Source organism: uncultured Campylobacter sp., assembly GCF_938045775.1.
Taxonomy (GTDB): Bacteria; Campylobacterota; Campylobacteria; order Campylobacterales; family Campylobacteraceae; genus Campylobacter_B.
The window spans coordinates 1-10,097 of record NZ_CALIBH010000282.1 but is presented as its reverse complement, the minus strand read 5'-3'; the positions used below and the strand labels follow the sequence as shown (position 1 = coordinate 10,097).

The window sequence follows — 10,097 nt, the reverse complement described above, 5'->3', positions numbered from 1 at the left end:
CGCAATTATAGCATTTTTAGCTTATTTTGGCTTTTAAGGCGCGCCGTGATACAATTTCGCTAGATTTTTTATATTAAATTTACGGGATAAAATTTTATGATCAGATACATCGCGTTGCTTCACCATTCACGCAACTACCGACTGCTCTTTTCGGCGGGTTTTATATGTATGTTCGGCTTGTGGTTTTCGGTCGTTGGGATCGCTACGCTGCTGATTGAGCTTGGCGCGCCGGTGTGGGCGATTACGGCGGTGGGCGTCGTTTCGTTCGTGCCGAACATCTTTTTGGCGCCCATCAACGGCATCATCGTGGATAAATTTCAACCAAAGCCGCTGATGACGGCGATGTTCATAACCGAGATGATCAGTATTTTCATGCTGATTTTTATCGATAGTTTGGATTATTTGTGGCTGCTACTTTTGATCGTGGTCGTGCGCAGCGTCGCAGGCACGCTGTTTTTCCAAACCGAATCATCTACGCTGCCGAAATTTCTAAGTCGCCCCTATCTCAAGCTTGCCAACGAGATGACGGGCATTATTTGGACGATCACATATACTTTCGGCATGGCGAGCGCGGGTATTTTTATCCACTATTTCGGCGTGCGAGCGGCGTTTATTTTGGATTTTTGTTTATACGTTTTTTCGTTTTTTATCCTGCTGCGGCTAAATTTTAAAGACCTTGCAAGAAACGCGCCAGGACCCGTGTTTAAGATGCTAAAGGAGGGCTTTTCTTACCTGCGCTCGCATCCTTTGGTGGTGCATCTCATCGTCCTTCACGCCTTCGTCGCCGTCACCACTTACGACAATCTCATCGCGCTTCTTGCGAAGTATAAATACAAAGAAATTTTAAGCGCCTCGCTAGTCATCGGGCTTATGAATATGTCGCGCTCGGCAGCTGCGTTTTTCGGACAGATATGGCTAAGCAAGATCGTGAATAAACATACGTTTTTTTGGCTATTGCTGGGGCAGTTTGCGGGCATCGCGCTGTGGGCGGTGCTAGAGTTTAACTACTGGCTTTCGTTTGCGGGCATGATCGCAGCGGGATTTTTTATCACGACGGTGTGGTCGTATTCTTTTACGCAGCTGCAAAGCCACGTCGATAGGGAGTTTTTCGGGCGCGTTATCGCCTACAACGACATGGCGTATTTCATCGTCGCGACGCTCGTGTCGGCTGCGATCGGATTTTTTTTCGAGCTTGGATTTTCGCTTTCGCAAATCACCTTCGGCATGGGCTTTATGTTTGCAATCGCGGCGTTTTATTATAAATTTTTGATCTACGAAAAAATTTAAAATTTTAAAGCTATCTTTTTGGCGCGATCTCGGGACGGAAAATAGCAAATATAAATAAAAAGCTCATCGCCGCGAAAAACACCCAGATAAAGCCGTTTGCGCCTAAAAATTTCATCATCGCGCCGATTATCAAAGGCGAACAGAGCGACGCGCTCGAATAGATAAAAAGCATCGCCGCCGAAATTTGCACACGAGATGCGCCCTCGCCGGTGATGGAGTCGTTTGCGCGCGCGATGGCGAGCGAATACAAAGGAAAGGCGCCAAATCCCAACATCAACGCAAGTGCGCACGTTAGGATGAAGCTTTTAGCAAAAAATAGCGCCGCGCAGGAAGTAAGGCCCACGACGCAAACTATCATTATGGCGCGTTTGCGACCAAACTTATCTGAAATAGTGCCACAGACGAGCTGTGCTAAGAAGCCTCCTGCCATCGCCGATCCCATAAATGCGCCCACCGAGCCCACTCCAAGCCCTGCGCTTAGCACGAAAACGCTCGCCATCGAAAAAAAGCCGTTAATCAAAATGCCCGCGCAAACCACCGTCGCAAACGCAAGCGGCGGCACGATCGAAATTTGCGGCATCGAGATGCGCATGCGAGCGGGAACTCTGGGAGGGTTGAAGCGGATTAAATTTACCGGCAGCAGCGCTAGGATGATGAAAAATGCGCTTAGCACGAAGACCTTCATCGTTCCGAAATTTAGCGCTAAAATTGCAACTCCTATCGCAAACGCGCCGTAAAAAACCGCTTCGTAGATCGCGAGCACGCGGGAGCGGATAGCGTTTGTGATCTTTGAGTTTATCCAGCTTTCGATTATCATCAAAAGCGCGTAATAACAAAAGCCCAAAATGAAGCGTAAAATTGCCCAATACACGAGGTTTGAGCCTAGATCGTGCAGCATTGCAGCAATTCCGAAAAGCGCCGTAAAGACCGCGTATGCCCGCACGTACGAGAGCGCGCCGATTATCGAAGGCACGAAAAAGCCGCTAAAGATCGCACCTAAAAAGAAAAACGCCGAAATCGCTCCGATCTCAAGCTCGCTGTGGCCGGATTCTTTTAGCATGATGCCCGCGCTTGCGATGACTAGCGCGTCGCCGATAAACATAAAGAAAATCCCCAGGAATAGGGGGCTTAGCGAGCGTGCCGCGCGCATAGATTCAAACAATGACTTTCCCTTGGAATTAAATTTGACGTATTGTAGCCTTTTATTGATTAAAGCTCGGTTTTTGTGTAAAAAAATATTTGAAAAATTTCGATTCGGATAGAGATTTTAAAAAGATGCGAAAATTTATAAAGGAAAATAAAGCCAAAATTTTATTGCAGATGCCTAAGATCAGGTGCAGGTAACGCGCCGAAAAGCCTAGTGTGCGATAAAATTTTACCGCAGCGGTTTTAAAACGGCGCGAGCGTTTAAATTTAGAGACGAGCCGCAACGAAGCGCTAAAAATTTAAGATAAATTTTAATTCAAGCATTAAAGCTCTAGCGGTCGTGCCTCGTCGCACCAAAGAGTCGAGTTTTATTGAAAAGCCCTGCGGCCGAAGCGGCGATCCGCGCGGCTAAATTTCAAAGTAAAATTTCAATCTTTGCGGATAAATTTATGCGACTTGCTTCAAAGCTAAAATTTCAAAATTTCATAGAGCAAAACCGGGGCGCAAAAGGCGCAGAATTTCATCGCTAAAGCTTGGGCACCATTTAGCCGTTTTGCATGATCCCCTTTAGACTGCGATACTCCTCGCATTCGCCCATTAGCTTCGCGTCGGTGCCGATAGCAAGTATTCGGCCGTTTTTCATCACGGCGATATTATCGGCGCGCTCGATCGTGGAGAGGCGGTGAGCGATTACAAAGACGATTTTGCTTTGTTTGATCTTTTCGATGACGTTTGAGATCTCCTTTTCACTTGCGTTATCCAGCGCCGAAGTCGCCTCGTCGAATATTAAAATTTGCGGGTCTTTATACAGTGCGCGCGCGATGGCGATACGCTGGCGCTGTCCGCCGCTAAGATTTGCGCCGAACTCGCTAAGCACGGTGTAAATTCCATCTTTCATCGAGCTTACGAACTCATAGGCGTTGGCTAGCTTGAGCGCCTCTATTACGCGCTGCTCGTTAAATTCCGCGCCGTAACTTACGTTTTGCGCGATCGTGTCGTTAAAAATATAGACGCGCTGGCTTACGAGACCGATATTTTCGCGCAGGCTAGGGATGCTAAACTCGCCGATCTCGTCGTTGCCGTTGAATAAAATTTTACCGCTGCTCGCGTCGTAAAAGCGCATCAGAAGGTTCACGACCGAGCTTTTGCCGCCGCCGCTGTTTCCGACGAGCGCTAAAATTTCGCCCTTTTTGACGCTGAAGCTTATGTCTTTCAGCACCGCCTTGTCGCCGTAGTTTAGCGACACGTCGCAAAAGCTCACCGAGCCGATCTCGCCCATCTGCTTTCCGCCTCCTACGATCGTAGGCTCCAAATCTATGAGCTCAAACGTCCGCTCGCTCGCCGCGATGGCGTCTTGCATATTGTTATAGAGCGAGGAGACCTTTTTTATTGGCGTGTAGACCATAAAAAGCGCCGTAAGGAAGCTGAAAAAGCTGCCGATGCTCATCTGACCTGCGATAACCTCCTGTCCTCCGACGATGATCACCACGGCGATGCCCACGGCGCCCAGCATCTCCATGATCGGGCTTACCAGACATGTCGTTACGACCGCCTTTAAATTTAGACCGAAAAATTTCTTGTTTTCGGCGTTAAATTTCTCCACTTCAAAGCTCTCGGCGTTGCTTGCCTTGACGATTTCGATGTTGGAGTAAATTTGACTGAGCGCCGAGGAGATATCGGAGGTTTTTTCTTGAGACTCGCGCGAAATTTTTTTCATCCGCTTTGCAAGGCGTGAGAGCGGATATATCGCGCACGGAAAGACCACGAGCGCGAAAAACGAAAGCTTTGGGCTCTGATAGATCACGACGCCCAAAAGCCCCAAAATCGTAATGATCTGCGTGAAAAAATCGGGGATCATGTTTGAAACCACGACGCGGATACGCTCGATGTCGTTGATCGTGCGGCTGATGAGCTCGCCCGTGCGGAAGCGGTTGAAAAAATCCACGTCCAGCCGCACGAGGCTTGCGACGAGCCTATCGCGGAAGCGGCGCACCGTGTCTTGACCGATGAAGGCGGTGAAGTAGTTTTGCATAAACGCGCCGCCGCTTTTCATCGCAAAAACCACGATGATCGCGATCGGAAGCGTGTAGAGATACGGCTCGTTTTTTTCGACGAAAATTTTATTTAAAACGGGCTCGACCAGCTTCGCGCTCGCAGCAGTCGCCACGCTCGTCATCACCATACCCAAAATCGCCAATGCAAACTGCGGCTTGTAATCCCCAAAATAGGGCTTAAAGCGCGATAGTAAAGTTTTAAAGCTGTTCAAATACAATCCTTTTTTATAAAATTTTTAAAATTTGAATCCAAAATTTCTGAAATTTCAAAATTCTTGAAATTTTAGAATTTAGGCCGCGAGGCAGCACAAAATTTGCGCGACGGCGCTGGGCTAATTTGCGCTTCGCAAGCTCACTAAATCAACTCGCTCGCATGCGGCGACCGTGCGGGCGACGCCGAGATTTAGCTTTTTTGTTTGCCGCTTTTAAAGCGTAAAGCGCTTTAAAATGGCTTTTGCGCATCACAGAGTAATTTTTACATTACCATTTTTAAAGCGTAAAGAGCCTTAAAAGCGAGCGAGTTTTTATTTATCGCGATCTTGCGCGCTTTTGTACGCCATAAGCGTTAAATACTTTGAGGCGCCATAAAGCGTTATAAAGTGCCGTTATACATCGCATGTATCGCGACTTCACAATGGCGCGCCGCATTGCTCTTTCGCACACCGCGCTACCGAATGAAAATCGCGGCCTGCCTTGTGGTTTTGCCGCTGCATCAGCCGTTATCACCAAATGAAATCGCGACTTTCATCGCTGCGTGCACCCGCGTACAATATCGCTATAAAAATCGCGCCAAAATTTGCACGTCACCACAGCATGTTCCACTGCACCTAGTCGCGTTAAAATTTACGCACAGGCTGCCGCAGCGCCACCGCTGTACCGCGCTATATCGCACCGCCACATCGCCTATTGCCAATAAAACGCGGTAAATACGCGCAGACACCGTAGCGTTACTTCATTTTGCCGCGATATATCGCGCCGCCGTATCAGCTGCGCCGACGAATGAAAATAGCGATCCACCTTGCGCTTCTGTCGCCGTGTCATGCTGCACATCGCATCACTCCTGCGCCACACCACCAAATAAAATCACGCCGCCGTATCGAAATGCGCAGATAAAAATCACGCTAAAAATTTATGCGTGAATTAGCGTTCGGACTTACGTCTCGCATAGTAAAAATCACAAAATTTAGCGTAAAATTTTACGCTAAATTTTACGTTCTACTCCGCTGCGACCTCCCAAACGGTGCCGCCAGCCGTATCCATCACTTCGATCTTCATATCCGTAAGGCGCGCCCTGATGGCATCCGCGCTCGCAAAGTCCTTTTCCGCCTTTGCCTGTGCGCGCTGTTTTATCAGCTCCTCGATCTGCGCCCTTTGCTGCTCGCTCACGCCGAAGCGAAAGTATTCGGTCTCATCCTCATATAAAATTCCAAGCGTCTGCTTCGCAAATTCTAAATTTGCGGCGATCTGAGCCTTTAGCGCCTTGTCTTTCGGCGCTCGATCGAGCGCTTCATTCGCGCTTGCTACGAAGTTACCTAGCACCGCAAGCGCGCCTGAGGTGTTAAGATCGTCGCTTAAAAACTCCATCATCTCTGATCTAAATTTAGCCTCCGCAGCAGGCAGCTCGGACGTGGAATTTTGCCCCGCAGCGGGAGCTAAAACGTCACGGACACGCTTTTTAAGGCGGTAAATTTTATCGAGCCTCTTTTTGCTCGCAAGCAGATCGGCTATCGAATAATTAAAATTTGCCCTGTAATGCGAGCTTAAAAGATAAAATCTCAGCGCCTCGCCCGGTGCGATTTTTAGGGCGTCTTTTACGAAAAACGAGTTGCCCAGGCTCTTGCTCATCTTTTCGTTATTTACCTGCACGAAGCCGTTGTGAAGCCAGTATTTGCTTAGCGCTCTATGGCGGGCGCAGCGGCACTGCGCGGCTTCGTTTTCGTGATGCGGGAAGAGCAGATCGGCGCCGCCTGCGTGAATGTCGATGCAAAAATGCGGATCGCCGCTATCAAGGTGCGCCAAAATCATCGCGACGCACTCGCTGTGCCAGCCGGGGCGCCCTTTGCCAAACGGGCTATCGAACCAATTCTCGTCAAATTTCCACAGCACGAAGTCCTTCTCGTCGTGCTTAGCATCGTTTGAGGCGACGCGGGCGATGTTTTTGCCGGCGCCCTCTTTTTTGCCGCTAAGGCTTAGGTAATCCCCGTCCTTGCGCGTGTCGAAGTAGATGCCGTCACCTGCGATCTCGTAGGCAAAGCCTTTTTGAAGAAGTGAAGATATGAGCTCGCAGATCGCGGCGATATTTTCGGTCGCTTTGGGCGAAATGCTCGCGTCCGCGACGTTTAGCGCGCTCATATCCTGCAAATATCTGCTGGTATAAAGCTCCGTGATCTCCCCCAGACTCTTGCCGGTTTCCGCCATCTTTTTTAAAATTTTATCGTCGATGTCGGTGAAATTTCGCGCAAATTTTACCTCATAGCCCTCCGCTTGCAGCACGCGGCGCAGCAGATCGAAGCTCACGGCGCTTTTTGCGTGCCCCAAATGCGCGTCGTCATAGACGGTCGGACCGCAGGCGTAAATGCGCGCCAACCCCTCGCTAATGGGCTTAAAAGGGAGCTTCTTTTTGCTCAAACTATCATAAATTACCATAATACAAGCCTTTTAAAATGTATAAAATCGCCGCTTCGCCCGCACAAAGCGCCGCGATCGCAATAATTTTTTTTGCGCGGATTATAGCCAAAAAGTTATTAAATCCAAAAAAATAGAGATTAAAGCCGAGCAGAAACGCCCCCGTTATCGTGCTTGCAAACGCAAGCCCCACCGCTCCGAAGGGTTTAAAAAACATCGCGCACAAAGCGACGTTTATAAAGACGCACCAGATCGAAATTTTTGCGCTTAGTTTCTGCTTCATATTCGCATACAGCCAGTGCGAAAAAATCCTAGATAGCCCGAACGGCACGAGCCCCACCATATACGCGCCGAGAACTGCGGCACATTCGATGGAATTTTGGCGGGTAAATTCTCCGCGCTCAAATAGCAGCTGCGTGATCTCGTTTCGCAGCATCACGCCGCCTATCGCAGAGAGCCCGAGCAGCGCCAAAAGGAAGTAAAATCCGCGCTCCACAAGCGCCAGAGCCTGTGCGTCGTCGTGAGCTTTTACAAATTTGCTCATGCGCGGAAAGATCGCCGTGCTAAGCGCGATCGCAAAAAGCGCGAGCGGCAGCTGAAATATGCGGTTGGCGTAGTATAGATAGCTGATACTACCGCTAGCAAGGAAGCTCGCAAAGAAGGTATCTATAAACGAGCTTAGCTGAAGCGCCGATGCACCGAGCACGCCCGCGAAAAAATTTTTATAAAAGCCCTGAGTTTGCGGCTTATCACCCCGCGCAAGCCGTGCAAAGCCGCCCGTTAAGACGCGTAGCATGCCGGTGAACTTCAGCGCATAAACGTGCACCGCAAGCTGTAAAAGCCCGCCCGCTACGACGCCGAAGCTAAGATAGAGCACCGCCGTGGCGCCGTCTTTGCCGCGAGCTAGCAGAAGCGCCGCGATCATCGCTAAATTTAGAAGTGCGGTCGAAAACGCCGTCGTAGCGAAGTGGTCGCGATACTGAAGCAGCGAAGCAAAGAGCGTAACGACGAAGATAAATGTGAGGTAGAAAAAATTTATCCGCACGTACGGCACCGCAAGACTGATCTGCTCGGCGCTAAATCCGTATGCCAAAACCTTAGTAAAAACGGGTGCGGCAAGCAGCACGAGCGCCGTTAAAAGCGCGATGAAAATGCTAAATTTAATAAGTACCGAGGCTGCAAAAATTCCTTTTTTACGCGCGGCTGTAAAACTAGGCAAAAACGCCTGCGTAAAGGCTCCCTCGCCGAAGAGTCTGCGGAAAAGATTGGGCAGTTTAAACGCTACGAAAAACAGATCGCTGTAAATTCCCGCGCCCAAAACCGATGCGGTAAGCAGGTCGCGCACGAAGCCCAAAACCCGCGAAACCAGCGTGCCTGCGCTATTTGTAAAAAAGCCTCTGAGCATAAATCTCCATTAAATTTTATAAAATGCCAAGGTTGATTATATTATAATTTCCCCTATTTTTTGATTTTGGAGAGAAATTTTTGCGGAATTTAGCCTTTTCGCTCGAAAGCTCGGGCGGGAAAAACACCTTATCGCTACGCGGGCAGTGGAACTATAAAAGCTCGCGCTCCCAGCTACTTGCACTAAAAAAAGCGGTAAAAAATTTAAACGAGCTGGAGCTAAGCTTAAGCGAAATTTCAAATTTAGACTACTTCATGGCGCTGATGATCAAAAACGCCCTTGCCGGCAAGCGGGTTAGCCTTGTGGAGGATAGCAGCAAAGCCGCCAAAATTTTAAGCTTTATGGATGATAAAACGATCGATTTTAGCTACGTACCCGAGTCTCGCAGGCTAAATTTTTTAGCGCAGATCGGACTTTATTGCCATCTTGGAATTCTAGGCTTGCTAAGCCTTGCTGGCTTTTTGGGCGAGTTTTTCTCCAAACTTACGGCTTTTATAATTCATCCGATGAAATTCCGCTTCAAAGAAACCGTAAATTTCATCAAAGATAGCGGCATAGACGCGCTTTTCATAGTCTCACTGACGGCATTTTTGATCGGTATCGTGCTTGCTTACATAGGCTCGGATATGCTTTCTAAATTTGGTGCCAGCATCTATATCATCGATATAATGGGCGCTTTGACGCTTCGTGAGGTAGCGCCTCTTATCGCTGCTATTGTTATCGCAGGTCGCTCGGCTTCGAGCTTTACGGCGCAGATCGGCGTGATGAAGATCACCGAAGAGATCGATGCGATGAGGACGATGGGCTTTGATCCGTTTTATTTTCTTGCGATGCCGCGCATTATCGCGATGGTACTAATCATGCCGCTAGTCATTTTTATCGCAGACGGCGTGAGTATCCTTGCGCAGATGATCGTGTGTGACGCGTATTTAGACATAGCCTTTAGCGATTATTTGGATAGATTTAAGGCTTCTGTAGAGCTTAGGCATTTTTTAGTAGGTATGATTAAAGCGCCGTTTTTCGGGGCATTTATCGCTATCATCGGCTGCATGCGGGGTTTCGAGGTCAAAGGAAATACCCAAAGCATCGGCGAATACACTACCATTAGCGTCGTAAACGCGATATTTTGGGTCATTGCGATCGACGCGGTATTTGCAGTTTTGTTTTCGGAAATCGGGCTATGAGCGAGCAAATGCAATCCAGCGAAAGCGCTAAAATTATAGTCGCGCGCGACGTTACTACCGCGTACGGATCGCGCGTTATGCACGATTGCGTAAGCTTTAGCGTCAAAAAGGGCGAAATTTACGGCTTCCTAGGCGGCAGCGGCAGCGGCAAAACGACGTTAATGAAAACGCTCATATTTTTAAAGCATCCGCAAAGCGGCGAGATTAAAATTTTCGGGCGCGATATTTGGCGCGCAAGCGAAGCAGAGCAAAACGAGATCCGCCTAAAATGCGGCGTGATGTTTCAGTTCGGTGCGCTTTACAGCTCAATGAGCGTGCTCGAAAACGTAGGCGTGCTGCTTCGCGAATACTCTAAATTTAGCGAGCGCGAGATAGATGAGCTATCGATGTTTTGGA

At 48.8% G+C, this 10,097-nt stretch carries 8 protein-coding genes; 4 read left to right on the top strand and 4 right to left on the bottom strand.

Features of this window, described 5'->3' with window-relative positions:
- The first annotated feature begins 96 nt into the window (after window positions 1-96).
- Complete coding sequence (locus Q0238_RS11830; RefSeq protein ID WP_297946381.1) at window positions 97-1,287, top strand: MFS transporter; 1,191 nt, start codon at window positions 97-99, stop codon at window positions 1,285-1,287.
- 10 nt (window positions 1,288-1,297) lie between these two features.
- On the opposite strand, the gene Q0238_RS11825 is transcribed toward Q0238_RS11830, so the two are convergent.
- Window positions 1,298-2,449, bottom strand: coding sequence for an MFS transporter (locus Q0238_RS11825; RefSeq protein WP_177388745.1), 1,152 nt, complete (start codon window positions 2,447-2,449; stop codon window positions 1,298-1,300).
- Between the two features lie 355 nt (window positions 2,450-2,804).
- Here Q0238_RS11825 and Q0238_RS11820 point away from each other — a divergent pair, with 355 nt between their 5' ends.
- Window positions 2,805-2,963 (top strand): hypothetical protein, encoded by a 159-nt coding sequence (locus Q0238_RS11820; protein WP_297946377.1) that lies wholly within the window; start codon window positions 2,805-2,807, stop codon window positions 2,961-2,963.
- Window positions 2,964-2,977: 14 nt separating this feature from the next.
- Here Q0238_RS11820 and Q0238_RS11815 read toward each other — a convergent pair whose 3' ends face one another.
- The 3 genes from Q0238_RS11815 to murJ all read right to left on the bottom strand — a co-directional run bounded on the left by Q0238_RS11815 (window position 2,978) and on the right by murJ (window position 8,517).
- Window positions 2,978-4,699, bottom strand: a complete 1,722-nt coding sequence (locus tag Q0238_RS11815) for an ABC transporter ATP-binding protein (protein ID WP_297946374.1) — start codon at window positions 4,697-4,699, stop codon at window positions 2,978-2,980.
- A 1,003-nt stretch (window positions 4,700-5,702) separates the two neighbouring features.
- Window positions 5,703-7,133 (bottom strand): cysteine--tRNA ligase, encoded by a 1,431-nt coding sequence (gene cysS / locus Q0238_RS11810; RefSeq protein ID WP_297946372.1) that lies wholly within the window; start codon window positions 7,131-7,133, stop codon window positions 5,703-5,705.
- Window positions 7,120-8,517 (bottom strand): murein biosynthesis integral membrane protein MurJ, encoded by a 1,398-nt coding sequence (murJ, locus tag Q0238_RS11805; protein ID WP_297946369.1) that lies wholly within the window; start codon window positions 8,515-8,517, stop codon window positions 7,120-7,122. The genes cysS and murJ overlap by 14 nt, the downstream gene beginning before the upstream one ends.
- A gap of 80 nt (window positions 8,518-8,597) precedes the next feature.
- On the opposite strand from murJ, the gene Q0238_RS11800 reads away from it, so the two are divergent.
- Together Q0238_RS11800 and Q0238_RS11795 are read left to right on the top strand one after the other, a co-directional pair.
- Window positions 8,598-9,701 (top strand): ABC transporter permease, encoded by a 1,104-nt coding sequence (locus Q0238_RS11800; protein ID WP_297946366.1) that lies wholly within the window; start codon window positions 8,598-8,600, stop codon window positions 9,699-9,701.
- Window positions 9,698-10,097, top strand: a 400-nt coding sequence (locus Q0238_RS11795; RefSeq protein ID WP_297946363.1) for an ATP-binding cassette domain-containing protein, incomplete at its 3' end; no start/stop codon positions are given. The genes Q0238_RS11800 and Q0238_RS11795, both read left to right, overlap by 4 nt.

What these genes read in the sequence shown, in the direction of transcription:
- cysS (WP_297946372.1), bottom strand. Translation starts at nt 7,133, where the DNA reads ATGGTAATTTATGATAGTTTGAGCAAAAAGAAGCTCCCTTTTAAGCCC.
- Q0238_RS11830 (WP_297946381.1), top strand. Translation starts at nt 97, where the DNA reads ATGATCAGATACATCGCGTTGCTTCACCATTCACGCAACTACCGACTG.
- murJ (WP_297946369.1), bottom strand. Translation starts at nt 8,517, where the DNA reads ATGCTCAGAGGCTTTTTTACAAATAGCGCAGGCACGCTGGTTTCGCGG.